The sequence below is a fragment of the Sphingopyxis sp. YR583 genome (genome assembly GCF_900108295.1).
In the GTDB taxonomy this organism is placed as follows: domain Bacteria; phylum Pseudomonadota; class Alphaproteobacteria; order Sphingomonadales; family Sphingomonadaceae; genus Sphingopyxis.
Genome location: NZ_FNWK01000001.1, coordinates 2,288,341 through 2,313,065 on the forward strand (window position 1 = coordinate 2,288,341; position 24,725 = coordinate 2,313,065).

Consider the following 24,725-nt stretch of genomic DNA (forward strand, 5'->3'; position numbering starts at 1 on the left):
TACATTCCTCCGCCCGGTCATATCCTGTCCGGTTTGGCAGACAGGAGGGCATATCATGCAGAACCGGACACCGATCGCGGCGGAGGCTCGGCCGCCGCTTCCCGACTTTACGCCGGTGCCGCGCAAATACCGGCACGACGGGTGGACGCCCGAGCGGCAACGGGCGTTTATCGCGGCGCTCGCCGATACGGGGTCGGTCAGCCGCGCGGCGGCGATGGTCAATATGGCGCAGACGAACTGCTATACGCTGCGGCGCGCCGATGGGGCGGAGGGCTTTCGGCGGGCGTGGGAGGCGGCGCTCGATTTCGGGGTCGCGCGGCTGAAGGATATCGCGTTCGAACGCGCGATCGACGGCTATCTAGTGCCCGTCTTTGTCGCGGGCAAGCTGATGGGGTTTCGCCGCAAGCATAATGACGCGCTGCTGATGTTCTGCCTTCGCCATTACGGGCAGGATGCGGGCGGCAAGCGGACGACGATCAACTATTTCTCGACGCGCGCCGGGGCTGTTGCAGTGGCCGGGGCTTCGGGTGGCGGCGCTGGTGCGATGGGCGTCTCGACTGCGCTCGACACGAACGGGAATGGAGCGGCGGCGGGCGCAATGGCGGAGGCTTCGACGACGACGGTGCGGACGGTGATCCACGGCGGCGCGGGGACGGGCGAGCCAGCGGCCGCGCAGGATGCGGCGGCGGGGCTGATCGAGGGGTTCGAGGGGGTGGCGCTCGACCGGCAAGCCGAGGCCGAGATCGGCGCGGCGCTGCTCGCGCTCGCCGAGCGGCAACGCGCGCTGATCGCTGCGGCCGACGAGGGCGGGGTCGAGGCGATTGCGGCGCAGATCGACGATCCCGGGGTCGGGCTGGTGCGGCTGGGCGAGACGGGCATTCCCTTTTACGGGCCGCTGCAGGTGCATGAGGGGCTGGCCGACGCCGATCCGGTGCAGCGCTTTGCGGGCGAGGCCGACTGGGTCGAGGCGGGCGGCGATATTCCCGAGGGCTATCGCGAATGGATCGAGGGGGCCGAGGCGCGCGGCGAACGGACGCCGGCGGTGCCGCTGCCCGCCCGTCCACCCGAGGGCGACGGGATTGCCGAGGTCCGCAAACGTCCCTCGCGCCATCGCCGTGCGAAGCGCGACGGGGCGGGGCGATAGGCATTGGTGCGGGCGGTCGATCGCGCCTGCGACATCGGACCCGAACAAAAACCGGCGGTCCATGCATCCATGCGGGCCGCCCGCGCCGTCCCCTGCATGACCGGTGCGGCATCGTGCGAATATGCGCGTGCCCGAAGCCATTTTTCGGCCAAGATTTGGCGCGATGCATGGGCCGGACGGGAGGGGTTATCGATGACGAACAGACCAATGACTGTATCGCTCGCGCTGCTGGCGTGCTGCGCCGCGCCGCTTCAGGCGCAGACGGTGAATCCCTATCAGGACGGCGGCTATCGCGGCGGCGCAGGGCCGGTCGCGACGGGCGGCTTCGTCGGCGCGCGGCTGCGCATCCCGCTCGGCGAAACGCGCAGTGACGAGCGCCGGAAAATGCGCGTCGGGCTGACCGTCGCGCCGATGCAGCGGAGCGACGGGACGGGGCTGCGCGGGCCCGCCTGGCGGATCGGCGAGGGGCTGGAGTTCGGCTTTGCCGAGGGTGGCGCGACCCCGCAACTCTCGATCGGCGGGCAGCGGCTGACGGGGCCGGGCGCGGCAGGGCTGCGCTATGCCCCCGGCGGCGCGACCCCGGCGAAGGGGCGCAGCAACATGTCGGACGCGGGGACCGTGGCGGCGGTCGTCGGCGGGCTCGCGCTGCTGGCGGGCATCGGCCTGCTCGTCGCGCTCGACGCGTCGGACGACCCCGACCGCTGCTGCGAATAGGGGGCCGAGCCGGAGCCGCTCCGGTCAGGCCGGCGCGGTCGCGGGTTCGGGCTTTGTCGCGGTGGCGGCGCCGCGCCGCTTCCACAGGAGCAGGAACAGCCCGCCCGCGATCAGCGACGCGTTGACGATCCACGCCATGCCGTCGGCCGCGCCGATGCCGCCGCGCAGCGCCAAATGGGTCGCGGCGGCAGCGAGAGTGAGCGCGCCGGTCGCGAGGCGGCCGAGCGTCGAGAGGCTTGTCGCGGGAAGGCGGATCGCGGCGATCAGGAAGATCAGGCTGACGGCGAGCCATGCGGCAATCGCGGCGGGCGCGCTCGCGATGGCGAGGCCCGCGACCGCGGCGGCGGCGATGCCCGCGGGCTGGCCCCAGACGGTCGCGGCCCATGCGCGTTCCCACGCGGGCGCGGGGCGGCCCTTGTCGCGGCGGCGCGCGAGCCAGATGTGGACCCCGCTCGCGGCCAGATAAGTGAGGCCGAGCCCGAGCGCGGAATAGACGATCTTGACGATCCCGCCGCCGAACCAGCCGAAATGAACCTGTCCCATGCCGCCGAGCAGATCCTCGCCGAGGTTGTTGTCGGTCGCCTTTTGCTGATTGTAGATCGTCGCGTCGCGGCGGAAGGCATAGCTGTCGGTGCCCGCCATGCGGTTCGGCTGCTTGACGTTGAACAGCGCCGCGCCGCCCTGCTCGGTCGGATGTTCGGTGAAGATATAGGTGAGGCGGCCGCCGTCCTGCGGCAGCTTGGCATACATGGGGCGAAGGTCGAGCACCGGCGCGGGGCGCGGATCGTCGACCGGCGGTGCAGGGATGAAGAGCGCATAGACCTTGCCCACATCGCCGTTGAACATCGCCATGCCGAGCACCCCGACGATGATCGTCGTGAGGCCGAGGAAGGCGCCGGTCAGCGAGATGATGATGTGAAAGGGCAGCGCCCAGACGCCGAGCCGGTTGTGAAGGTCGGCCTCCTGCAACCGCTTCGATCCGCCGAGCCGGAGGTGGAAGGCGTCGCGGAAGATGCGCGGGTGCGCGAGGATGCCCGAGATGAGCGAGGAGAGCAAAGCGACGCCGATCAACCCGACGAGGAAGCCGCCCCACGTGCGCGGCAGGTGGAGGTTGATGTGGAGGCGCGTGATGAACTCGGTCCACGCGAACTCGGTCGACGGGGCGAGCTTGCCCGCGGCGTCGGCGACGAACTCGCGGTCCGCGTCGGCATCGACATGGAGGAGGAGGCGCGGGAAGTCGGCGGTGGGGAGCGTGATATAAACATGCTCGACCCCCGGGCCGCCCGCGGCGATGGCGCCTTCGAACGCGGTCTGCACGGCTTCGGGTGAGGCCTCGGTGAGCTGCGGCGCGGTCGCGCTCTCCCAACGCTGGAACTCGTGCGCGAAGACCGCGATGCTGCCCGACAGGCAGATGAGATAGATGAGCGCGGCGAAGGCGAGGCCGAGGCTGCTGTGCCCGCGGAGCACCGCGCGGACGAAGCCCGCCGGGATGCGCGACATCAGATCCTTTTTCTTGGCGGGCCTTGCGGGCTTGGGAGCGGCGGTCATGCGAAGCCCTTCACGATGGCGGCGGTGAAGCTGACGAGCGCGACGCCGGTGAGCACGGCGGTCGCGCGGAGGATGCGGTTGTCGGCGAGCGTCCATGCCATGCAGGCGCCCCACGCGACGGGGACGATGAGCCCGCCGACGACGAGGCGCGTCTGCTGTTCGCCGGGGACGAGCGCGGCCCAGGCGATGCCGACGCCCATCGCGGCGACCATGCCGATCGGCCCGGCCAGCAACCAGCGAAGCGTCTCGCGTCCCTTGGTCGTTGCGCGGTCGGAGGGTTCGGGGGCGAGGCTTTCGCGTGCGGTGCGCGCCTTGGCCTGACGGACGGTGTAATTTGCGGCGACCATGCCGAGCGCGGCGGTCGAGACGATCGCGAGCGCCACAAAAGGCCCGCGCGCGGGGCCGAGCGCCCAGGCCGGAAGGATCGTCGCGGCAGCGATCAGCAGCCAGCCGGCGACGACAAGCCCGGTCTGTTGATCCTTGCCGCGCCACGAGCGGCGCAACAGCCAGGTGCCCGCACCCGCCGCCACGGCAATCAGCAGCGCCGGCAAAAGCGCCGAACTGTCGTCCATATGTCCCCCTGTATCGTTCCGGCCTAACTATTGACTCTCATTCGCAATAGCAATAGCGGCCCTGCGATAGCCAAGCGGGGAGCTAAAGACAATGACCAACTCTTTCCGGCCGGTTCTGGCCCTGATGCTGGCGAGCGCGGCGATGCCGGCCTATGCTGACGAAGCGGCGATGGAGTCGGCCGCCGCGGACGCGGGCGTTGCGGGCGAAAGCAACGAGATCGTTGTGACGGGCCTGAAATTCGATCGCTCGCTTCAGGATACGCCGACGAGCGTCAAGGTGTTCACCGCGGAAGAGATCGACCGGCAGAATCTGATTTCGGTCTATGACCTGATCGATCGCACCGCGAACGTCGCGTCGACCTTTGCCGAGTCCGGGTTCAACATTCGCGGCATTTCGAGCACCAATGTGTCGGGCACCGGTTTCGGCGACCTCGCCACCGTCTATCTCGACGGATCGCCGTTGCCGCGCGAAGCGAGCGGCGGCGGGCCGCTCGACCTCTGGGATCTCGATCAGGTGGAAATCCTGCGCGGGCCGCAGTCGACGCTGCAGGGGCGCAACGCGCTGGCGGGCGCGATCATCCTCAAGACCACCGACCCGAGCTTCGAGTGGAAGGGCAAGGCGCGCGCGATGATCACCGACGCCGACGGCGAATATCGCCTCGCCGCCGCGGTGGGCGGGCCGATCGTCCCCGACGTGCTGGCGTTTCGTGTGGCGGGCGAACTCGCGCGCGGCGACGGGTTGATCAAGAACAGCGTCACCGGCGGCGATTATGCGAAGTCGAACAGCGAAGTGGTGCGCACCAAATTGCTGTTTACCCCATTTGGCGCGGACGGGCTGCGGATCGTCGGGTCGTATCTCTATGACCGGCATTACGGCAACGACGGGCGCGGTTATACGTTCACCGACCTGCCGAACAGTTGGAAGCGCCGCACGGTCGAAGCGAACCGGCCGACCTATTCGAAGACGAGCACCGACCTGTTCACGCTCGACGTGTCGTTGCCGCTCGGCGACGTCTTCACGCTGTCGTCGATCAGCAGCTACAATCACCTCAAGACCTTTTCGACCTATGACGGCGACCTGCGCCGCGAGGACGAGGCCTATGGCGACTATTCGACGAACCAGAAGATTTTCAGCCAGGAGGTCCGGCTGACTTTCGACACCGGCAATCTTCAGGGGCTGATCGGCGCCTATTATTCTAAGCACAAGAATCCCGACTATCTGGCGAACAGCACCTTCAGCCTCGATCTCGACGTCAATCTGGGGCTGACGAGCCGCGTCGCGCAATTCCTCGCTCTGCCGCCCGCGCAGGGGGGCGCCGGGATGGATCCTGCCACCGCGCTCGCGACCGCGCAGGCCGTGCGCGCGCTCTATCCCCAGCGTGTCTTCATCTCGTCCGAGCAGCTCTATCCGTTCAACATCGAGACGCAGGCCTTGTTCGGCGATGCGAGCTGGGAAATCACCCCGGGGCTCAAACTGCTCGCGGGCTTCCGCTATGACCGCGAAAAGCAGACGGTGCGCAACGAGAATGCGGTGACACTGAACACGGTGCTGCCCGACCCCGCCTTTTACGGTCAGGTTAATCCGCTGTTCGGCCTGGTCGTGCAGACGGTGAACGGGCTGCTGCTTTCGGACGTTCAGAACGCCAACAGCTCGGGCCCGCAGCAGACGACGATCTATAAGGCATTCCTGCCGAAGGGCGGCGTGTCGTGGGAGGTCGCGCCCAACAAGACGCTGAGCGTGATCGCGCAGCGCGGCTATCGTTCGGGCGGCGCGGGCATCAATCCCGGGCAGGCCTATGCCTTTACCTATGATCCCGAATATACGTGGAATTACGAAATGTCGCTGCGCACCCAGTGGCTCGACCGGCGGCTGACGCTGAACGCCAACGCGTTCTACATCGACTGGTCGGACCAGCAGGTGACGGTGCAATTGTCCGAAAACCAATATGATTATGAAACGCAGAATGCGGGCAAGTCGCGCGTCTGGGGTTTCGAGGTCGAGAGCGATTTCGACGTCACCGATGCGCTGAACATCTATGGCTCGGTCGGTTATGCGAACAGCAAGTTCCTCGACTTCACCGTGCAAAATGGTCAGGCGCAGGATCTGTCGGGCAACGCCTTTTCTGGCGCGCCGAAATGGACCGCCGCGATCGGGTTCGACTGGCGCCACGCGAGCGGCGTGTCGGTCAACGTCAACGCCAATTATCGCGGCGCCCAATATCAGGGCGTGATCGAACAGGATCAGGGGCGCGACGTGCCGGCGCGCACGCTGGTCAACGCCAAGATCGGATATAGCAACGACAATTTCGGCGCCTATCTGGTCGCGACGAACCTCTTCAACGACAAATATTTCGACTATGAATATGAAAATGCCGGGCGCCTGCAGGCGCTGCTCGGCGAGCCGCGGATGATCGGCCTGACCTTCGAAGGCCGCTTCTGATCGGGGAGGGCGCTGCCGCGGCGAGCGGTCAGCGCCCCGCGATCGCTGGCGCGGTGCGCCGTGTTTGGCTTTCCCAGATCGCGACCGCGGCGAGAAGCAGGGTCGTACACCACCCCATGGTGAGCAGATTGGCGTTGAGTCCGATCGGGGCGAGCGCCAAGGCTGCCAGGATTCCCGCGAGGTGGGACGCCGGGACGCGGCCATAGACGACACGGCGATAGATTGCGCTGCCCGCCAGATAGAGGATGGGGCCGGCCGCGATCACCAGCACCTGCGGCAGGCTGGCGTGGCCGCCCGGATGTTCCATCGCAAGGTCGTTGCCGACCGCGCAGACGATGATGCCCCCGACGAGGATCGCGTGGACATAGTTGAACCAGGCGCCGATGCGGCCGGGATCGTCCGACGTCGTGATCTTCGCCGTCGCGTCCTTGCTCGAGGTACCGAAATAGAGCCACCAGAGCGCGAGCGTGCCGAGGAAGGTCGCGCCGAGGGCCGAGAGGATCGGCGTGCTCCAACTCTGGTCGCGCCCAAGCGTTGCGCCGGTCGCGAGCAGCGTCTCGCCAAGCGCGACGATGACGAACAGCTGGCAACGTTCGGCAAGGTGGCCGCCCTCGATCGTCCATTCGCTCGTTTGCGATCGCCCGAGGCCGGGAAAGGCGAAGCCGGTCATCGGCGCGACATATTCGAGCAGGACCGCGATCCCCCAGAGCGCGAGCCGCCCCTCGTGGCCGGCGAATGCGCCCGCGATCCAGAAACAGCCCGAGAGCGTGAACCACGCCGCCATCCGGCGATAGTTGGCGGCGAGCGGCGTGCCGCGGTCGAGGTGGAAGATGACAAACAGCGTTCGGCCGAGTTGGAGCGTGACATAACAGGCCGCGAACACCAGTCCCCGGTCGCCGAACGCTTCGGGAATCGCGGCGGCCATCATCAGCGCGAGCAGCATCAGGACGAAGAGGACGCCGCGCAGTCGGGGATTTTCGGGATCGAACCAGTTGGTGACCCAGCAGGTATATTGCCAGCCGAGCCACACCGCGAACCACAGGATCAGCGTTTCGAGCGCGCCGACGGGGCTCAGATGATGGAGGAGCAGGTGGCTGAGCTGGGTGACCGCGAAGACATAGACCAGATCGAAGAATAATTCTTCATAGGTGACGCGGGCATGATGCCCGTCGCGGTTGCGCAAAATGGACCGGCGGGTCGCCGTCATCGCGAAAAACGCCAGATCGCGATGGCGGCCAGCGCGGCAGGGATCAGGAAGACGATGAACAGGATCGGCGTCTCCTCGCGCACCGAATAGCCCGCCTTGGTGACGCCCACCCACATGTTGAGCGCGGCGACCGCCAACCAGACGGGTATGAAATATTTGGCCGCCAGCGCGAGATCGGGGCGGGTCCCGCCCCACAGATGGCCAAAGAGCAGGAATAGGCCGAGCAGCACCGCGCCGCCTGTGATGACCAACAGCATGTGCATGATCGAATCCCCTGTGAAATGGCCGCCAGTCTAGCCGCGGCCGTGATGCCCGAAAAGAGGAGCGGACGGCGCGGCGGTGCGCCGTCCGCCCGGCTGTCCCGGCGGCCGGAGGGACGGCCACCGGGGGAGGGGTCACTTGGTCGTGTAGCCGCCGTTGACGAGGATCGTCTGGCCGGTCATCCACCAGCCGTCGGACACCAGCATGCGGATCCACGGGACGATATCCTGAATGTCGGTCAGCCCGGTCTTCGTGAAGGCGGACAGCGCCGCGGCCGACTTGTGATAGGCCTGCGCATCGGCTTCTTCAGCGGGATAGAAGAAGGGCGTGTCCATCGGACCCGGGCCGATCGCGGTCACCGAAATGCCGCGCGCGCCGAACTCCTTCGATGCGGCGCGGGTGAAATGTTCGACCGGCGCCTTGGTCCCCGCATAGGCGGCATAAAAGGGCGTGTAGGCGCCGAGCAGGGATGTGACGAGCGTGCAGACCTTGCCATTGTCGTTCACATGCTTGCCCGCCTCTTTCAGGAAGAAGAAGGCGGTCTTCGAATTGACGGCGGTCATCTCGTCATATTCGGCCTCGCTGATTTCGGTGAAGGGCTTTTTCAGCACCTTGCCGACGGTATTGATCGCGATATCGGGGCGGCCGATTGCGGCGATGGTGTCGGCAAAAAGCTTTTCCATGGACGCGGCCGACGTGAGATCGGCCTGGAAGGCGACGGCTTCGGCGCCCGCGGCGCGGACTGCGGCGAGCGTTTCCTCGGTCTCGGCCGCCGAGGCGGCGCTGTTGTAATGGATGACGATCGCCCTGGCGCCCTGTTCGGCGAGGTCGCGCGCGACCAGTCCCCCCAGATTCTTGCCCCCGCCCGCGATGAGGACGGTCTTACCCTTGATGCTGTGATCGGCCATATTTGGTCTCCTTGGTCGTTGTTTATCCAAGGCTAAGGCGCTTTCGGCTTGTCCGCTTTCAAATTCCGGCGCAGCCTTCAAAAATTGTCAGGACGAGTCGTGGGGCTCGCAAGGTGGGCGATTGACCGAAGCCGTAACCGTCTGGGATGGCATCAGACCGCGATCGGGGCGCGACGTCGTCGCGCGACATCAGGCGCATATCGGCCGGTTCGGCGTGCTTGCCGCCACCGAGAATCTGGCTTCGCCGACCGACTGGGCCTTCGAGGAAGATCATCATGTGATCGTCGTCCATCTCGGTGGGCAGCTAGACCGGATGGAGTGCGAATTTTCGGTCGGTCCGTCGGGGCCGGTGCTGCCGACACGCGGCGATGTGTGGATAATCCCGGCGGCATGCCGCTATGCCGCGCTCGCGCAGGGCGAGCGGGCGGAGTTTGTCGAACTCAGCATTCCGACGGCGCTGCTTGCCGATGCGCCACTGGTGGCGCGGGTGCAGCATCGCGACGATTTTCTCTTCGGCGCGGCGACGCGGCTGTTCGAGCTGTTACGCGAAACGGATGACGATCTGGCGCGGATGGCGTCGCATGAGGTCGGCGATGCGCTTGAGCGACATCTGTTTCATCGATATGGGCATCGCGATCCACAGCCCGTGCGGCGGGCGTTGTCGGCATCGGATCGCAACCGGCTGGTCGACGCGATCCGCGGGCAGCTCGATGCGGAGCATAGCCTTGCCACGCTTTCGGCGCTGGTCGGGATGGATGAGCGGGGCTTCACCGGCGCCTTTCGCAACGCATTCGGCGTGTCGCCCTGGCAATATGTGATGCGCGCGCGTCTTGACGAGGCGGCGCGGCGGCTGTGGTATGGTGGGGAATCGATGACCGAGGTGGCGCTGGCGACGGGCTTTGCCTCGCCAAGCCATTTCGCGACCGCCTTTGCGCGGCGCTTCGGGGTGCCGCCGTCGCGCTATCGTGCCGCAGCACGATAGCGCGGGCGGTTCGGCGCGTTAGAACTTGAGGCGCGCGCCGACATAGAATTGGCGGCCATTGTCATAGATCGCGCGCGGGCGGTCGCGGGTGCCCGAATATTGCTCGATCTTCTCGTTGGTCAGGTTGATCGCGTCGGCGGTGAGCGCGATATTGTCGGTGATATTGACGCTGACCGACGCATCGAGCGACGAGAGCGCAGCCTGATTGAGCGGTGCCGCGCGGTCGATATCGATGAAGAATTTCGACCGGTAGTTGTAAGAGAGTCGTGCGCTGACGAGGTCATTCTCATAATAGCCCGTCAGGTTGAGCGAGTGCTTCGAATTGCCCGGGATCGGGTCGCCATTGTTCGCCTTGGCGTCCGAATAGGTGTAGTTGACCACCGCGCCGAAGCCACCCCAGATCGGGCGCGACACCTGGAATTCGAAGCCCTGGTTGCGTCCGCCGTCGCCGTTGCTGCGACGGTTGATCTGATAGGGGCAATTGAACAGGTTCGGATTGCCGCCGCCCGCCGCGACGCAGCCTGCGGGCTGCGACCCCGGCACGAACACGCCCGGCAGGGTTTCGGTCGAGGTCGTGTTGACGATGTACGACTGGATATCCTTGTAGAAAGCGGCGAGCGCAACGATCGTCTCGCGGTCGGGATACCATTCGATCGACAGGTCATACTGGTTGGCGCGGTAAGGGTCGAGGTTCGGATCGCCGCCGCGGCCGGTGAGCAACGTGCCGTTGAGGTCGACGCCGGGGGTGATATCGACGAAGTCGGGGCGCGTCACCGTCTTGCCCGCGGCGAAGCGCAGCACGACTTGCGGCGAGAGGTCGACCGAGAGGTTCGCGCTGGGCAGGATGTCGGTGTACGACCGCTTAGCGGTCGACGGGGTGAAGCCCCCGAACGGGTTGGTGAACTCGGGGTTGGCGCCGCCGATGATATAGCCGTCCGACGTCTGGTCGGTGGTGATCACGCGCACGCCGACATTGCCGCGCCAGCCCTCGCCGCCGAATTTGGCGAGGCCGTAGCCGCCCCACGCCTTTTCGTTGATCGAATAGGTGTTGCCGGGAACGAGGAAGCGGTCGTTGCTCGGCGAGGTCGACGCGGCATAGATCGCGCGCAGCTTCGCGGGATCGACGCGCCAGTAGTCGGTGAGCGTGCCGGGCGATGCGATATTGTCGAGGAAGTCGCCGGGCATGCCGCTGCCGGTCGCGAAATCGGCCGAGGTGCACGGCGCGCCATTGCAGCGGAGGCCGGGGGTGAAGACGCCGCCGTTGGTCGCGAAACGTTCGGCGACGCGATCATGGTCGGTATATTTGACCCCGAATTTGAGTGCGGTGAGCGGACCCCATTCGACCTGTTTTTCGACGTCGAGATAGAAATATTTCTCCTCATCGTCGTTAGTCACCGACTGGATGCGTGCGAAGTCGGGACGGATGCCCAAGGGGTTGAGCGGGTTGGGGTTGGAGAAGCTGACTTCGGGACGGCCGCTGGTGAGGTCGTAGCTGAACGCGCCGGGGCCGGCGAATTCGATGAAATTCTCGTTGCTCGTGTCGCCGTTCGCCTTGGTCCAGCCGGCCTTGAAATGGACCGAGAGGCTGTCGGTCGGTCGGTAAGTCAGGTCGAAATCGGCCGAGACGGTCTTGGCGACCGCCTGCCGGTCGATCGCGTCATAGACGACGCCGAAACCCGTCGTGCCGCCGGTCGCCGAAGCGATATTGCCCGAGACCGCGACGCCGTCACGGACCACGGCGTTGCTGATCGTGCCGCCGCCGGCGAGCGCCTGCTCGCCCCAGGCGATATAATTCTGGTTGAAGTTGTCGGCGTTGAAGCGCGAATAGAGGCCGGTGATGTTGATTTCGAGCTCGTCCGACGGACGGAACTGGATACCGACATTGGCGCCGTAGCGCTCGCGGTCCTGTTCGAACATCGTCGAGCCGATCAGCGTCGGGACGAGCGCGCTCTGCCCGCCGCCGACGGGGAAGGAGCGGTAGCCGAAGATTTCGAGGCCGTCGCGGCGCGTGCGGCGCTTCTGATAGATGGCGCCGACGAGGACACCGAAGGTTTCGTCTGCATTTTTCCAACTGATGAGGCCCGAGACCTGCGGGTCGACCTTACCCGACAGGTCCGAATAGGCGGCCTGTGCCGAGGCCGAGAGGGTGAGCGGGTCGAGGTCGAGCGGATTGCGCGTGATGACGTTGATCGTGCCGCCGACCCCGCCTTCCTCGACATCGGCCTGCGGGCTTTTGTAGACTTCGAGGCGGCCGATGATTTCGGCGGGCAGGGTCAGATAGTTGAAGCTGCGCGTCGAGGCGACCTGATCGAGGATGAACCAGTCGGCGGTCGCGACGCTGTGGCCGTTGAGGAGGGTCTTGGTGAGGTTCGGCGCGGTGCCGCGGAGCGAGACGCGCTCGCCCTCGCCGAACTCGCGATTGACGACGATGCCGGGGACGCGCTGGAGCGCCTCGGCGACATTCTTGTCGGGGAATTTGCCGACATCTTCGGCGGTGACGACATCGGCGATGACCGCGAGATCGCGCTTCGCGTCGATCGCTTCGCGGAGCGACCCGCGGATGCCGGTGACGACGATTTCGCTCTCCGCCGTATCGGCGGCGGCCGGGGCTGGCGCCTGCGCGTGGGCTGCGCTGGCGGCAAAAAGCAATGTACCAATGCTGGCCGAGGCAAGCAGATATCTTGCATTGGTCATGTTAATTCTCCCTCCAAAAATGCCAAAATCAATTATTGCTCTGATTTTTAGGGGACATTAGACATACCAATTTAAACGTCAAGCGCCATTTTACGCAATAAATGGGCGATAAATCTCGGAGACGGAATATTTTGGTATCTAATTGGTATCGTAATGAAAGGCGCGCGCGTTCGCCCATCCGCGGGATCAGACCGCAAGGCGGAAAGACGGCGCGAGCGGGCAAGACGCCGGGTAGCGGCTCGCTAGCAGGCTCTGGCACTGAGCCCGGAACGGACGGCGCGGGATATCAGCTCTTTGGTATCGTCGATCGTCCGCGCGTCCGATGTTCCGACGCCGAATGTCGAGAGCGGGCGCGGGCGTCCGTCAAGGATCCCTCAGTAGAGGTTGTCCTTGTAATCCTTGTCGAGCCCGCGCTGCATCAGCCCGGGCACCGAGACGAAGGCGCCGGCGAGGCGCGCGCCGATCCCCTTGTCCTTGTTGAGCCGGACATGCTCGGCGAACATTTTTGCGGGTTTGATATCGGCCGGCGCGGCCGCGGCGGGCCAGAGCTTTGCGCGCGCGAGTGCGGCGCTCGGGCGGATCGCGATGTCTACATTGTCGACGCGCGTCGCGAGCAGCGGTATCTTTCCCTGCACCGCGAAGCTGGCGCGCGCGGTTTCATCGTCGGTGAGCATCGCCGCACCGCGCACGATCGCGACCGCCGACGCACCGGGAATCAGCATCGCCGCCGCGATGCGCGGCTGGACGATGAGATTGCGGAAGCTGTCGGTGCGGCGGTTGCCGGGGCGGTCCGCGAACCAGAGCTGGTCGCCGGTGACATGCGCCATCGCGCCCGCAGGGTCGCCCTTTGGGCTGAGGTCGGCGTTACACGCGGCATCCATCGTCGCCAGCGCCATGAAGCAGGCTTCGGCGGCAAAAGCATGGGGAGCGTCGGGGGCGGCGTTCGTCGGCGTGGCAGACCAGAAACCTGACCGGATCAGTGCCTTGGCGCAGTGAACATAGCATTCCTCGACCGCGATTTTCGCGGCACCGCCGTCGATGGCGGCGACGCGGCCATTGATGCGCAGCGTCTCGCCGATGCCGGGAACAAGGAAGAGCGAGCCGAAGCTGGTCCCCGGCACCGCGAGCGCCGGATCGTCGAGCGCCGTGAGCGGCACCGACAGCGTCGCAGCATCGGCCGCCGCGAAACCCGCGTCGCCGCCGCCGAGTGTGATCGCGATGTCGTCGCTGTCGCCAAACCCGGCGAACATGAGCAGCGACGCGGCAAGCCAGCGCCGCGCCGTGGCATCGACATGATCGATGACCTTGAGACTCACCGCCGGGGGTGCCTTGCCAAGAATAGCCTCGAGGCCCGCGATGTTATCGATGTCGCTCATCGCCCGTTTCCCTTCGCTTTTTGCACCGCCGTGGCCCGATCAATCGGGTTTTTGGCCTGAATGATGGGCTGCTTCATCGCAGGCTTATTGCAAATCACTCGCATTTGCCTTAGCCGCAACGAAAGGACCGATCAAGTTTAAGGGGTATGGAAATGCGCAGATTCACCGGGCTTGCCCTTCGCACTTGTGCGTTGCTGATGGCCGGGGCCGCGTGGGCGCCGTCGGCTGCATGGGCGCAAGACGCAGCCGCCGAAGCCGAAGTTGCCGAAGAGGGCGGCGTCGAGGCGGTGAAGCAGGACGACGGGGCGATCGTCGTCACTGCCCGCCGCTTCGTCCCCTCGGGCGCGATCACCGCGAGCAAGACGACCGCGCCGCTGATCGAGACGCCCCAATCGGTGTCGGTGATCTCGCGCGACCAGATAGACATGCTCAACTTCGTCGATGTGCAGCAGGCGGTGCGTTACACTGCGGGCATCGTCGGCGAAAATTACGGCCCCGATCTGCGTTTCGACTTCCTGACGCTGCGCGGCTTCATCCCCGTCCAATATGTCGACGGGCTGCAGGCGCCGGTCAGCTCGACGATCTCGAACGTCGGTGTCGATCTCTATGGCTTCGAGGCGATCGACATTTTGAAAGGGCCCGCAGGCGTCCTGTACGGCACGACCCCGCCGGGCGGCATCTATAACCTCACCAGCCGCCGCCCCTCGTCGCGCACCAGCGGCGAAATCCAGCTGAAATATGGCACCGACGATTTCAAGCAGGCCGCAGGCACGATCACCGGCGAGCTGGCGAACGGCCTCACCGCGCGATTGACGGGCCTGTACCGCGACCGCGACGGCCAGACCGATTTCGTGACCGCGCGCCGCGCCTATGTCGCGCCCGCGGTGGCGTTCGACATCGGCCCCGACACCAAGATCACCGCGCTCGGCTATTATCAGTGGGACCGCGTCGAAGGCGACACCAACGGCTTCCTTCCGGCGGTCGGCGTGCTCGTGCCCAATCCGCTCGGCAAGGTTCCGCGCGGGGTCAACCTCGGTGAGCCCGATTACAACTTCTATCGCCGCGAGCAGTGGAGCCTCGGCTACGAGTTCACGCATCGTTTCTCGTCGGCGCTGCGCTTCACACAGAACGCCCGCTGGAGCGATTACAGCGAATATCAGCAGATCATTTATGCGAACGGGCTGGCGGCCGACAACCGCACCGTGACGCGGTCGAACTTCCCCTTCGCCGACGATGTGCAGCAATTCGCGGTCGATTCGCGCTTCGATGCCGAGGTCGGCACCGGTGCGATCGAGCATCATATCCTCGCGGGTCTCGACTATCGCAATTATCGTGAGCAGTCGGCGTTCGCCTTCCTCGGGGCGACGAGCATCGACCTGTTCAATCCGGTGTACAGCAGCACGCCGATCCCGGCGCCGACCTCGCTGTTCGATTTCACCAACCAGCGACTGAAACAGACCGGCGTCTATCTGCAGGACCAGGCGCATATCGGCAATCTGATCCTGACGCTGTCGGGGCGTCATGACTGGATGACGATCAACAATTATGCGACCGGCGCCGCCTTCCCCGAGGTTAAGGAAAAGAAATTCACCTGGCGCGCGGGTGCGACCTATGTGACCGACAGCGGCATCGCGCCGTACATCAGCTACGCCACCTCGTTCCAGCCGCTTGTCGGCCAGACGTTCGGCGGCGGCGCCTTCGATCCGAGCGAGGGCAAGCAGATCGAGGCCGGGGTCAAGTTCGACGGCCGCAACATGAGCGATGATTTCAAGATCTTCGCGACCGGCGCGATCTATCGCATCAGGCAGAGCAATGTGCTGACGCAGGACACGGTCAATCCGGGCTTCTCGGTCCAGACGGGCGAAGTCACATCGAAGGGGCTGGAGCTCGAAGTCGTCGCGCGCATCCGCCAGCAGCTGTCGATCAACGCGTCCTACACCTATCTCGACGCGAAGGTCACCGAGAGCAACAATCCGGCCGAAGTCGGCGGACGCCTTGCCGCGCAGCCGCGGCACAAGGCGTCGCTGTTCGTCGACTACACGCATCGCAGCGGCGCAGGCGGCGGCGTCGGCGTGCGCCATCTCAGCAACAGCAACGGCGTCGTCGCGCTGCCGGGGGCGACGGTGACGACGCCGAGCGGGATCGTCATTCCGGCGACCTTCACCAGCCCCGCGGTGACGCTGTTCGACGCGACGCTGCACTATGACCTTCCGGGCTGGCGCTTTGCGGTCAACGGCAGCAATCTCTTCGACAAGCGTTATGCGGGCCGCTGCACGGGCCTTGCCAATTGCTTCTTCGCCGAAGGGCGCCGGATCATCGCGACGGTGACGAAGCGCTTCTGATCCCGGTCCACGGGATCATCAAGGGTCGCGGGGCAAGCCTCGCGGCCCTTTTTTGCGTCTAGCGGCGGCGCGTCTTCATCGCCCAGCCGACCGCGAGCACCGGGACGCCGAGCGCGAGCCATGCCGCGCCGTCGCGCCAGCCGTCGCCGGTGAGCGCGATGACGAGGCCGCCGACGCTGAGCAGCGCCAGCGTCAACGGGACGGCGAAAATCCGGCGCAGGCTATGCGGCTTTCTCATTCGGCGGGCGCTATCAGGCCGCCGCTCTCGACCTCGCGCACCAGCGCATCGGTGCCGGCGCGGCGTTTGCCTAGCCAGAGATAGAGGCCCGAGCCAAGGACGATGATCGTGAAGAGCGTCAGGATAGCCCACAGGATCTTCAGCGGCAGCCCGCCATAGTCGCCGAAGTGGAGCGGCTGCGACACGAACAGCGCCTGCGCATACCAGGGCATCGAGCGCGCGGCGGTGAATTCGCCCGTCTCGGCATCGACGAGCGCCGGAGTGAGCAACCGCTCGGTCAGCGGCGTCGCGCCCTGAAAGAAGATGGCGACATGATGCTTGCTGCTGAAGTTCCCGCCGGGAAAGGCGATGAACTGCGGGTTGTTGCCGGGGACCGCCCGGCGCGCCGCCGCCATCGCCCTGTCGATCGAGCCATAGCGCGACGGCGGAACCGCGCCCTTGCCATCATAGGCGCGCACCATGTCGGCGAGTTCGGTCGTCTGCCACTGCGCGAAGATCGGGGTCGCGAAGGCGTTGATCACCCCGGTCGCGCCGACGACGGTCATCCAGGCGAGCGCGACGATGCCGAGCAGATTGTGATAGTCGAGCCATTTGACGCGGCGGCTGCGCGAGGTGCGCAGGGTGCCGAAGTCGAGCTTGCGCATAAAGGGGGTATAAAGCACGATCCCCGACACGATCGCGATCACGAAGAGCAGCCCCATCAGCCCGAGGAAGAGCATTCCCGGCAGGCCGAGAAACATGTCGGTATGAAGCTGGAGAATGAAGTGCATGACGCCGCTTTCGTCGACCGCGCCGGTCGCGAGGCCCGTCGAGCGGTCCCATAGCTGGATGGTCATCTCGCTGTCGGGCGAGCCGGGGCGGGGGGCGGTGGTGATGGTCATCGACGGATTGTCGTTGTCGAACGCCATGAAGACCGGAACCTCACCCGGTCGCGCGGCGAGTGCCTTCGCCAGCATTTCGTCGAGCGGTCTGAGGCCCGGCGCTTCGCTCGAGGAGCCGACCCCGGGCAGGCCATATTGCGGCGCCGCTTCGGTCAGCGCGTCGATTTCGTCGTGAAAGATCAGCGGCAGGCCGGTGACGCATAGCATCAGGAGGAAGGCGGTGGAGATGATGCTCGTCCATTTGTGGACGAGGAACCATGCGCGGATGGTCGATCGCTGCATATGATGGGCCGCTGTTATTGCGATGAATTCTCAAGATCGGTCCTATGGCGTGCTCCCCCTTTTGACAAGGCGGTTCACGGCGCCGATCCCATCGATCGGGCCAGCTACACCTTGATACGGGCCAGCGCGCTCGCGGCACGGACGCCTTCGCATGTTCCGGATTTTCTCAATATCGATTTGCATTCCATCCGGACTGCCCTCAAAATGGTATCGAGGGACCGCTCGTATCGCTGGAGCAATCATGCCTCTGAGCCGCGAAATGGAGCGACTGCGCGCCGAACATTCGGCACTGATCGCGCTTGCGCGGATTGTGACAGACTTGCTCCAAGCGCCCGGTCCCGCGCAGTTGACCGAACTGGCATCGGCGCGCGGCATGCTTCGCGAGACGCTGGTGCGCCACCTGAAATGCGAGGACTGGATCCTCTATCCACGACTGCGGGCGACCGGTGACCCGGACCTGATGCACATCACGCGGGAATTCGAACTGGAAATGGGCGATCTTGCGGCAGAATATGTCGCTTATGACGACCTTTGGACCGCGGAGCGCGTCGCGGCGCGCTGGGAGGAATTCTGCCGCGAAACGATCGCGATATTCGGCGCGCTGGCGACGCGGGTCGAGCGCGAGGAGCGGGAGCTTTATCCCCTCGCCGACAGGCTTCATGCCGCCACCGCGACGCTCGATCCCCTGATCATGGGCGAAGCGACAATTTCCAGCTGAGCGCGACGCGCAGATCCTGATCATATCCGGGAACCGGCTGTTTCCACGGATCGGCGAGTTCGAGGCCGATCGTCGCGTTTTCGGCATAGGCCAGACGCACGCCGCCGCCCCAACTGCCGAGTTCGAAACCGGTGCGCGGGACTGCCGTGCGCGCGAGCAAAGTGACGTCGGCATAGTCGACGAAGCCGTATATCTCGCTCTTCGCCAGCTTGCCGCGGCGTAGCGGGCGCAACGCCAGTTCGCCGAACGCCGCATAGCCCCGGTCGCCGTTGACCAGCCCGTCCTCGAACGCGCGGCCGAAGGTGGCGCCCCCGACACTGAACCGCTGCGCGGCGGGCAGGCGGTCGCGCGTCCAGCGCCCCGTTGCGGCGGCGCGTGCGACAAACGCCTTGCCGATCACCTGATTCGCCTCGAGGCTGGCGTCGGCATAGGCAAAACCGGTCTCCCCGACGCTGGGATCGACGCGCGCACCCGCGATGTCGAGGCCTTTTGCGCCGCCGACGCGCGCGCCGACAACGGTGCGCTCCTCGCTGAGCCGGAAGGCGAGACTCCCGCTTGCGGTCCATGTCTTTTCGGCCGCGATCGTCGAACCGAAGAGCGCGTTTTTCGAATCGAGATAGTCGATGCGCGCCGAGGCCAGCAGGTTGCGCCGGGACGCGCGGATCAGCGGATGGGTGACGCCGAAGCCCGCGCTCCACGCCTCGCCATCGATCGCGAGCCCTTTGGGGCGGGTGCGGAGCGCCGCGGCCGACAGTTCGGCGCGTGTGCCGCTGGCACCGATCGGGGTCGAATGGCTGGCGGCAAGATAGAGCAGGGATTTGAGGTTTACCGCCGCAGCGCCGGTGAGCCGCGTTTCGTCGCCGCTGCGGATGAGGCTGGAACCGCGGGCATTCGCCTCGACGATGCCGTCGTTGACGAATTGGCTGGTGCGCGTCGTGAAGCCGAGCCCGATCGTCGATTTCTTCGCGTCAACCGCGAGGTCGAGCGCGACAGCACCCTGCGCGCCGCCGAGCGCCAGGGAAGGGGTGACGGTGACGCCGGGAATGTCGGCGATGTTGCCGAGCGCGCGTTCGAAGCGGGCGCGCGGGAGCGGGCGCTGCCCCACGAGCCCACCGGCCATTTTCCCGACGAGGGGGGCGGGGCCGCTCTCACGCTCGCCGCTCAGCGTCACCGATCCGATATAGCCTTCGGCCGATGCGACGGTGACGACGCCGCCCGACAGATCCTGTTCGGGAATGACGAGCGTGAAAAGCGCGACGCTGGAGCGGTTATATGCGCGCGTCATCGCCGCGGCGAGTTTCGCCAGATTGTCGGCCGATGCGGGCTTGCCGACAAAGCGCTGCGCCGCGCGGCCGACATTGGCGGGCACGCCGGCGCCGACGAAGCGGATTTCGCGGATGGTGATATCGGGTCGCGCGCCGAGTTCGACCTTGCCGAGCGAAAGAGGCTTTGCCTCGGGATCGGGAAGCGGGTCGCGGCTGCGATCGGGGGCGAGGGGCGGGCGGCCGTCGAGCGGCGTCGCCGCGGGTTGGGCCGCGAGCGCCGCGACGGGGAGGAGCAGGGCTCCCGCCACCGCCGCGATGCAGGCGTTGCGCAATGGGCGCATCGGGTGCGGCTTCAGTTGCCGCGTTTCGGTTTCAGGCCGCCGAGGACGCCCCCGACGGTGCCGGTCACGCCGGTAACGAGCCCGGTGACGGGATCGACCGCCGTGCCGCCGCCCGCTGTGCCACCGGTGACGCCGCCGCCCACTTGTGCAAGCGCGCCGGTCGCTGTGGTGACGACGTTGCTGACGAGCGTGATGGGTGTTCCGGTCGGGCTACCCGTTGTGCCGCCGGTCAAGCCTCCGGTGACGCCGCCGAGCAGGTTGCCGCCTGCTCCGGGCTGGAGCGTGACGAGCTGGCCCGCCGATCCGACGCCGACGGTGAGCAGGCTGCCATTCTGCTGCCCGGGCGACAATATGCTCGCGCCGATCAGCGGCGAGGCATTGGGGCTGCCGATTGCGGTGGCTTTGCCGATCGTCGCGGTGATCAGCTGGCCCGGCGCAGCCGCGAGCCCGTCGACCAGATATTGCTGGCCGCTGCCCGTCTGGACGAGTGCGACGCCGGTGCTTTTGACGACGCCGACGACGGTGCCGACCAGATTGGTGTTGCCGGGAACTTTGCCATCGACCGCGCTCGCGAGCAACAGGCCCTTGTCGGCGATGACATTGACGAGACCGCCCGTCTTCACGAGCACATTGCCGATCACCGGATTGGTGGCGGCGGGATCGCCGGTGTTGGCGAGAAGGCCGGTTCCCGCAATGCCGCTCGGGCCGACAAGGCCGCCAACGGCGAGTGCGCCGGCATCGCCAAGGCCAAGACCGCTACCGGCCGGGCCTGCCGGACCCGCCGGGCCGGTTGCGCCGGTCGGCCCGGCAGCGCCCGTCGGGCCGACCGTGCCAGAGGTGCCGCCGCTACCGACGCTACCCACGCGGTAACTGCCCGATGACTCGCACGCCGCGAGCGCGAAGCACGCCGGGATTAGGATGAGATGGGCTGGGCGGAATTCAAGACAGGACAAAGGCATAATATATCCCCTTCCGTACATGGTCTGGTCCCTAGCCCCCAGATTCTCGAACGAACTGAAAAGTTCCCTTTGTTGTTGAAATTAATTGCCATTAACTAACTATCTAAACCAGTAACTTATCTGGATAACGCGGAATCTCTTACAGTCGGTTCAAAAGAGTTAACTAAAATTTTTCTTTAGTAAGTTCTTGGTGATGATTTTTCCATGTCGATATATGGTCCATTGCGAGACGAACTTTTCACGCATCGACTTATTCCGAAGGTTCCCGCCGGCCGGACGACGCGACTGCCGCCGATCCTTCTTCTTTCCGTCATCGCGCTGTCATGCCTTCGCCGCAGCGCCGCAATATCGCCCGCCTAATGCCCCCGCGACCCAGGCGCCATTTCGCGACCGGGAAAAGGGGATCCATCGATGACCATTCAGTTCAGGAACCGCCTGCGGGCCGGGGCCGCTTCGATCGCTGCGCTTGCCATACTGGCCGCGACGCCGGCCTTCGCCGAAGAGGCCGCGGTCGACGCCGCCGCCGAAGGCGGCGATGTCGAAGAGATTGTCGTGCTCGGTCAGGGGCAGGCGCGGCAGGTGCAGGAACTCGGCGCTGCCGACATCGCGCTCGAAGTTTCGGGGATCAGCCCGCTCAAGGCCATCGACAAGCTGCCGGGGGTCAATTTCCAGGCGGCCGACCCGTTCGGCGCCTATGAATGGTCGGCGCGCATCTCGATCCGCGGGTTCAGCCAGAACCAGCTCGGCTTCACGCTCGATGGCGTTCCGCTCGGCGACATGAATTATGGCAACCACAATGGCCTGCACATCAGCCGCGCGATCATCAGCGAAAATGTCGGCCGCGTCGAAGTCGCGCAGGGCGCGGGTTCGCTGGCAGCGGCATCGACGAGCAACCTTGGCGGCACGATCGAATTCTTCTCGCGCGCACCGGCCGAGGAACTCGGCATCGAGGCGTCGGCCACCTATGGCAGCGACGACACCAAGCGCCTGTTCGCGCGGATCGACAGCGGCGAAATCGCCCCCGGCGGACCGCGCCTGTCGCTGAGCTATGCCTGGCAGGACGCCGACAAATGGAAAGGCAATGGCGTCCAGCGCCAGGATCAGGTCAATTTCCGCATCGTCCAGCCGGTCGGCGACGGCCAGTTCTTCGGCTTCGTCAACTATTCGAACCGCCGCGAGAATGACTATCAGGATCTCTCCGCCGACATGATCGGCCGCCTCGGCTATCAGTGGGATAATTTCGCGAAGGACTGGGACCTCGCGCTCCAGGTCGCCAAAGTCTATCAGAATCAGGTCGCCCGCGCCGCCTATGACGCGGCGGTCGCGAGCGGCAGCCTGCCGCTCGGCACGCCGTTCACCGCGCCCTATGCCGGCGTAGGTCAGGCGTTCCCGGCGCCGGTCGGGACGGTCGACGACGCCTATTATGACGCTGCCGGCCTGCGCAAGGACTGGCTGGCCGGTGTCGGCGTCGAGGCACCGCTCGGCGAATATTGGACGCTGAAGGCGATGGGCTATTACCACGGCAACAAGGGCCGCGGCCTGTGGTTCACGCCCTATGTGACCACGCCGGGCGGCGCGCCGATGACGATCCGCACCACCGAATATGACATCGAACGCTATGGCATCGTCACCTCCAGTCTGTTCGAGGTCGGCGACAACAAGTTCGAAATCGGCATGTGGTACGAGGATAATGCCTTCAATCAGGCGCGGCGTTTCTATGGCCTCGGGAATACGACCGGAGCTCCGGACCGCAGCAGCCTGAAATTCCCGAAGGATCCGCTGGCGACGCAGTGGGAGTTCGATTTCAACACCCAGACGCTGCAATATCATGTTCAGGACACGCTCGACCTCGGCAGCTTCCAGATCAATGCGGGCTGGAAGGGGCTGCGCGTCACCAACCGTGCGACTCCCGTCGTCAGCGGCGGGCTGGCGTCGGGGAAGACCGAGGCGAAGGACTGGTTCCTGCCGCAGGCGGGTCTGCTCTATCGCCTGAACGGCGATAATGAATTGTTCGCGAGCTATACCGAGAATATCCGCGCCTATGAATCGTCGGCGACGGGCGGTCCCTTCGCCACGACGCAGGCAGGCTTCGACGCGCTCGACCTCAAGCCCGAGACCTCGACGACCTATGAACTCGGTTTCCGTACCAAGTCGCCGCGCTTCCAGGGTGTGATCGCCGGCTATTATGTCGACTTCAAGGATCGCATCATCGCCTTCGCCAATGGTTCGGGCATTCAGGGCAATCCGGCGATTCTCAGCAATGTCGGCGATGTCCGCTCGTGGGGCGTCGAGGCGGCAGGGACGTTCCGCGTCACTCCCGAACTCTCGCTCTTCGCTTCCTATGCGTACAACGACTCCGAATATCAGGACGACGTCGTCAACGCCGCGGGCGCGGTGGTTGCGGCGACCGCGGGCAAGACGGTGGTCAACTCGCCGCGCCATCTCGGCAAGGGTGAGATCACTTGGGACAACGGCAGTTTCTTCGCGCGCGTCGGTGCCAACTACACGTCGAAACGCTATTATTCCTATGAGAATGACGCCGAGGTCGGCGGGTTCGTGATCGTCGACGCCAGCATCGGATACCGGCTGAACGACCGCATCTCGATCCAGGCCAATGCGACGAACCTGTTCGACAAGGAATATGTCTCGACGATCGGCACCAACGGCTTTGCCAACCGCGGCGACAGCCAGACGTTGCTGACCGGCGCGCCGCAGCAGTTCTTCGTGACGCTGAAGGCCGGGTTCTAGGTTTGAGGTCGCGGCACCGGTCCCTCGGTGCCGCTTCTCAACGATTGACGATGATGGCGCGGTCCAGCTAGGGCCGCGCCATCATTTTTTGGGAAATATAGCTATGACCGATACGCCCCCCGACCGCATGTCGACCAATCCGCGCTCGCCCCATTTCGACATGGAGGTGCTGCAGCGCGGCATCGGAATCCGCTTCAAGGGCAAGGAGCGTACCGACGTCGAGGAATATTCGATCTCCGAAGGCTGGATCCGCGTCGCTGCGGGCAAGTCGAAGGACCGCTTTGGCCAGCCGATGACGATCAAGCTGTCGGGTGAGGTCGAAGCCTGGTTCGAAGATGCTGCCGCGGGCGAAGGCGACGAAGAAGCCTGAATAACCCGGCATCACGGCACATAAAGAAAGCCCCGGAGCGATCCGGGGCTTTCTTTATGTGCGCAAAGGCGACGGATTGAAGGTCGTTCGGGCTTACTGACCGAGCGAGGCGGCGACGGTTTCGAGGCCGTTGCCGGGTTTCCAGTCGTTCTGGGCCCAGACGGGTGCCTTGAAGCTCGGCGCTTCGTTCGGTGCGCCGTCGGCGTAGATGAAGCCCTGCACCGGGTTGGCGCGCAGGCCAAGGTCGCCGATCGGGGCATACCAGACGCGGACCATGCTCCAGTCGCCGGCGCCGCTGACGTCGACGACGCGGACGTTGCGTTCGATCTGGCCGCGGCGTCCGTTGATCGGTGACCAATTGGCATGGTCGATCAGGATTTCGCGGTCGCTGACGATCTTCTTGACGACGGCGACATGGCCCATCGGCATGCCGCTGGTGCCTGCAAAGGCCATCACGGCGCCTTTGCGGGGCTCTTCGCCGCGCTGATAGGTGCCGGCGGCCTGCGACCACCAGGTCTTGGCATTGCCGCGGATTTCGACGCCCGATTCGGCGCGGGCAAATGGAACGCACTGCAGATAGTCGCGGGCAGCAGCCGGAACGCTTGCGAGCAGGCCGGTGACGGTCATCACAGACGCGATGGCGGCTGCCAGGTAACGACGATAGAGCATGAAATGCGACCCCCGAGGCTTGTCTTCAAGCGTTGCAGGGTCTTTGCAATGGCTTGGACAGCCTAC

General features: G+C 65.5%; 20 protein-coding genes. 8 read left to right on the plus strand and 12 right to left on the minus strand.

The window, feature by feature from the left end:
- Positions 1-55: 55 nt before the first annotated feature.
- Both BLW56_RS10495 and BLW56_RS10500 read left to right on the plus strand, forming a co-directional pair.
- A complete protein-coding gene (locus BLW56_RS10495; RefSeq protein WP_177175906.1) occupies positions 56-1,144 on the plus strand; it encodes a hypothetical protein in 1,089 nt (362 codons plus the stop codon).
- Positions 1,145-1,336: 192 nt separating this feature from the next.
- Positions 1,337-1,858, plus strand: coding sequence for a hypothetical protein (locus BLW56_RS10500; protein ID WP_177175907.1), 522 nt, complete (start codon positions 1,337-1,339; stop codon positions 1,856-1,858).
- Positions 1,859-1,882: 24 nt separating this feature from the next.
- On the opposite strand, the gene BLW56_RS10505 is transcribed toward BLW56_RS10500, so the two are convergent.
- The gene (locus tag BLW56_RS10505) at positions 1,883-3,406 is read right to left on the minus strand and encodes a PepSY-associated TM helix domain-containing protein (protein ID WP_256203381.1); all 1,524 of its coding nucleotides are present in this window, start codon (positions 3,404-3,406) and stop codon (positions 1,883-1,885) included.
- Positions 3,403-3,978, minus strand: a complete 576-nt coding sequence (locus BLW56_RS10510; protein ID WP_093510441.1) for a hypothetical protein — start codon at positions 3,976-3,978, stop codon at positions 3,403-3,405. Before BLW56_RS10510 ends, BLW56_RS10505 begins: the two co-directional genes overlap by 4 nt.
- 91 nt (positions 3,979-4,069) lie before the next feature.
- On the opposite strand from BLW56_RS10510, the gene BLW56_RS10515 reads away from it, so the two are divergent.
- The gene (locus BLW56_RS10515) at positions 4,070-6,418 is read left to right on the plus strand and encodes a TonB-dependent receptor (protein WP_093510442.1); all 2,349 of its coding nucleotides are present in this window, start codon (positions 4,070-4,072) and stop codon (positions 6,416-6,418) included.
- 28 nt (positions 6,419-6,446) lie between these two features.
- On the opposite strand, the gene BLW56_RS10520 is transcribed toward BLW56_RS10515, so the two are convergent.
- From BLW56_RS10520 to BLW56_RS10530, 3 genes are all read right to left on the minus strand, one after another.
- Positions 6,447-7,625, minus strand: coding sequence for a low temperature requirement protein A (locus tag BLW56_RS10520; protein WP_093510443.1), 1,179 nt, complete (start codon positions 7,623-7,625; stop codon positions 6,447-6,449).
- Positions 7,622-7,888 (minus strand): hypothetical protein, encoded by a 267-nt coding sequence (locus tag BLW56_RS10525; RefSeq protein ID WP_093510444.1) that lies wholly within the window; start codon positions 7,886-7,888, stop codon positions 7,622-7,624. The genes BLW56_RS10520 and BLW56_RS10525 overlap by 4 nt, the downstream gene beginning before the upstream one ends.
- A gap of 132 nt (positions 7,889-8,020) precedes the next feature.
- Positions 8,021-8,794, minus strand: a complete 774-nt coding sequence (locus BLW56_RS10530) for an SDR family oxidoreductase (RefSeq protein ID WP_093510445.1) — start codon at positions 8,792-8,794, stop codon at positions 8,021-8,023.
- Between the two features lie 121 nt (positions 8,795-8,915).
- Between BLW56_RS10530 and BLW56_RS10535 the strand changes: the two genes are divergently transcribed.
- The gene (locus BLW56_RS10535) at positions 8,916-9,776 is read left to right on the plus strand and encodes a helix-turn-helix domain-containing protein (RefSeq protein ID WP_093510446.1); all 861 of its coding nucleotides are present in this window, start codon (positions 8,916-8,918) and stop codon (positions 9,774-9,776) included.
- Between the two features lie 18 nt (positions 9,777-9,794).
- On the opposite strand, the gene BLW56_RS10540 is transcribed toward BLW56_RS10535, so the two are convergent.
- Positions 9,795-12,470 carry a TonB-dependent receptor gene (locus BLW56_RS10540; protein ID WP_093510447.1) on the minus strand — a complete coding sequence of 892 codons (2,676 nt, stop codon included), beginning with the start codon at positions 12,468-12,470 and terminating at the stop codon, positions 9,795-9,797.
- A gap of 374 nt (positions 12,471-12,844) precedes the next feature.
- Positions 12,845-13,846, minus strand: coding sequence for a pyridoxamine 5-phosphate oxidase (locus tag BLW56_RS10545; protein WP_093510448.1), 1,002 nt, complete (start codon positions 13,844-13,846; stop codon positions 12,845-12,847).
- Between the two features lie 152 nt (positions 13,847-13,998).
- Here BLW56_RS10545 and BLW56_RS10550 point away from each other — a divergent pair, with 152 nt between their 5' ends.
- Positions 13,999-16,188: a TonB-dependent siderophore receptor gene (locus BLW56_RS10550; protein ID WP_256203382.1), complete on the plus strand. Its 2,190-nt coding sequence runs from the start codon at positions 13,999-14,001 to the stop codon at positions 16,186-16,188.
- Between the two features lie 58 nt (positions 16,189-16,246).
- Here BLW56_RS10550 and BLW56_RS10555 read toward each other — a convergent pair whose 3' ends face one another.
- Both BLW56_RS10555 and BLW56_RS10560 read right to left on the minus strand, forming a co-directional pair.
- The gene (locus tag BLW56_RS10555; RefSeq protein WP_093510450.1) at positions 16,247-16,426 is read right to left on the minus strand and encodes a hypothetical protein; all 180 of its coding nucleotides are present in this window, start codon (positions 16,424-16,426) and stop codon (positions 16,247-16,249) included.
- Positions 16,423-17,589, minus strand: a complete 1,167-nt coding sequence (locus BLW56_RS10560; RefSeq protein WP_093510451.1) for a PepSY-associated TM helix domain-containing protein — start codon at positions 17,587-17,589, stop codon at positions 16,423-16,425. Before BLW56_RS10560 ends, BLW56_RS10555 begins: the two co-directional genes overlap by 4 nt.
- Positions 17,590-17,830: 241 nt before the next feature.
- Between BLW56_RS10560 and BLW56_RS10565 the strand changes: the two genes are divergently transcribed.
- Positions 17,831-18,307, plus strand: coding sequence for a hemerythrin domain-containing protein (locus BLW56_RS10565; RefSeq protein ID WP_177175908.1), 477 nt, complete (start codon positions 17,831-17,833; stop codon positions 18,305-18,307).
- Here BLW56_RS10565 and BLW56_RS10570 read toward each other — a convergent pair.
- Both BLW56_RS10570 and BLW56_RS10575 read right to left on the minus strand, forming a co-directional pair.
- Complete coding sequence (locus tag BLW56_RS10570) at positions 18,279-19,913, minus strand: ShlB/FhaC/HecB family hemolysin secretion/activation protein (protein ID WP_143043429.1); 1,635 nt, start codon at positions 19,911-19,913, stop codon at positions 18,279-18,281. The two genes, BLW56_RS10565 and BLW56_RS10570, sit on opposite strands and share 29 nt — an antisense overlap.
- Positions 19,914-19,924: 11 nt before the next feature.
- Positions 19,925-20,872 (minus strand): hypothetical protein, encoded by a 948-nt coding sequence (locus BLW56_RS10575; RefSeq protein WP_143043430.1) that lies wholly within the window; start codon positions 20,870-20,872, stop codon positions 19,925-19,927.
- Between the two features lie 411 nt (positions 20,873-21,283).
- Between BLW56_RS10575 and BLW56_RS10580 the strand changes: the two genes are divergently transcribed.
- Both BLW56_RS10580 and BLW56_RS10585 read left to right on the plus strand, forming a co-directional pair.
- Positions 21,284-23,620 (plus strand): TonB-dependent receptor, encoded by a 2,337-nt coding sequence (locus tag BLW56_RS10580; protein ID WP_093510455.1) that lies wholly within the window; start codon positions 21,284-21,286, stop codon positions 23,618-23,620.
- A 103-nt stretch (positions 23,621-23,723) separates the two neighbouring features.
- A complete protein-coding gene (locus BLW56_RS10585; RefSeq protein ID WP_093510456.1) occupies positions 23,724-23,990 on the plus strand; it encodes a DUF3297 family protein in 267 nt (88 codons plus the stop codon).
- 93 nt (positions 23,991-24,083) lie between these two features.
- Here BLW56_RS10585 and BLW56_RS10590 read toward each other — a convergent pair whose 3' ends face one another.
- A complete protein-coding gene (locus tag BLW56_RS10590) occupies positions 24,084-24,659 on the minus strand; it encodes a CHAP domain-containing protein (protein ID WP_093510457.1) in 576 nt (191 codons plus the stop codon).
- Positions 24,660-24,725 lie beyond the last annotated feature (66 nt).

Excerpts from the sequence above, each read along its gene's own strand:
- BLW56_RS10495 (WP_177175906.1), top strand. The coding sequence starts at position 56 with ATGCAGAACCGGACACCGATCGCGGCGGAGGCTCGGCCGCCGCTTCCC.
- BLW56_RS10500 (WP_177175907.1), top strand. The coding sequence starts at position 1,337 with ATGACGAACAGACCAATGACTGTATCGCTCGCGCTGCTGGCGTGCTGC.
- BLW56_RS10505 (WP_256203381.1), bottom strand. The coding sequence starts at position 3,406 with ATGACCGCCGCTCCCAAGCCCGCAAGGCCCGCCAAGAAAAAGGATCTG.
- BLW56_RS10510 (WP_093510441.1), bottom strand. The coding sequence starts at position 3,978 with ATGGACGACAGTTCGGCGCTTTTGCCGGCGCTGCTGATTGCCGTGGCG.
- BLW56_RS10515 (WP_093510442.1), top strand. The coding sequence starts at position 4,070 with ATGACCAACTCTTTCCGGCCGGTTCTGGCCCTGATGCTGGCGAGCGCG.
- BLW56_RS10520 (WP_093510443.1), bottom strand. The coding sequence starts at position 7,625 with ATGACGGCGACCCGCCGGTCCATTTTGCGCAACCGCGACGGGCATCAT.
- BLW56_RS10525 (WP_093510444.1), bottom strand. The coding sequence starts at position 7,888 with ATGCACATGCTGTTGGTCATCACAGGCGGCGCGGTGCTGCTCGGCCTA.
- BLW56_RS10530 (WP_093510445.1), bottom strand. The coding sequence starts at position 8,794 with ATGGCCGATCACAGCATCAAGGGTAAGACCGTCCTCATCGCGGGCGGG.
- BLW56_RS10540 (WP_093510447.1), bottom strand. The coding sequence starts at position 12,470 with ATGACCAATGCAAGATATCTGCTTGCCTCGGCCAGCATTGGTACATTG.
- BLW56_RS10545 (WP_093510448.1), bottom strand. The coding sequence starts at position 13,846 with ATGAGCGACATCGATAACATCGCGGGCCTCGAGGCTATTCTTGGCAAG.
- BLW56_RS10550 (WP_256203382.1), top strand. The coding sequence starts at position 13,999 with ATGCGCAGATTCACCGGGCTTGCCCTTCGCACTTGTGCGTTGCTGATG.
- BLW56_RS10555 (WP_093510450.1), bottom strand. The coding sequence starts at position 16,426 with ATGAGAAAGCCGCATAGCCTGCGCCGGATTTTCGCCGTCCCGTTGACG.
- BLW56_RS10560 (WP_093510451.1), bottom strand. The coding sequence starts at position 17,589 with ATGCAGCGATCGACCATCCGCGCATGGTTCCTCGTCCACAAATGGACG.
- BLW56_RS10565 (WP_177175908.1), top strand. The coding sequence starts at position 17,831 with ATGCCTCTGAGCCGCGAAATGGAGCGACTGCGCGCCGAACATTCGGCA.
- BLW56_RS10570 (WP_143043429.1), bottom strand. The coding sequence starts at position 19,913 with ATGCGCCCATTGCGCAACGCCTGCATCGCGGCGGTGGCGGGAGCCCTG.
- BLW56_RS10575 (WP_143043430.1), bottom strand. The coding sequence starts at position 20,872 with ATGCCTTTGTCCTGTCTTGAATTCCGCCCAGCCCATCTCATCCTAATC.
- BLW56_RS10580 (WP_093510455.1), top strand. The coding sequence starts at position 21,284 with ATGACCATTCAGTTCAGGAACCGCCTGCGGGCCGGGGCCGCTTCGATC.
- BLW56_RS10585 (WP_093510456.1), top strand. The coding sequence starts at position 23,724 with ATGACCGATACGCCCCCCGACCGCATGTCGACCAATCCGCGCTCGCCC.
- BLW56_RS10590 (WP_093510457.1), bottom strand. The coding sequence starts at position 24,659 with ATGCTCTATCGTCGTTACCTGGCAGCCGCCATCGCGTCTGTGATGACC.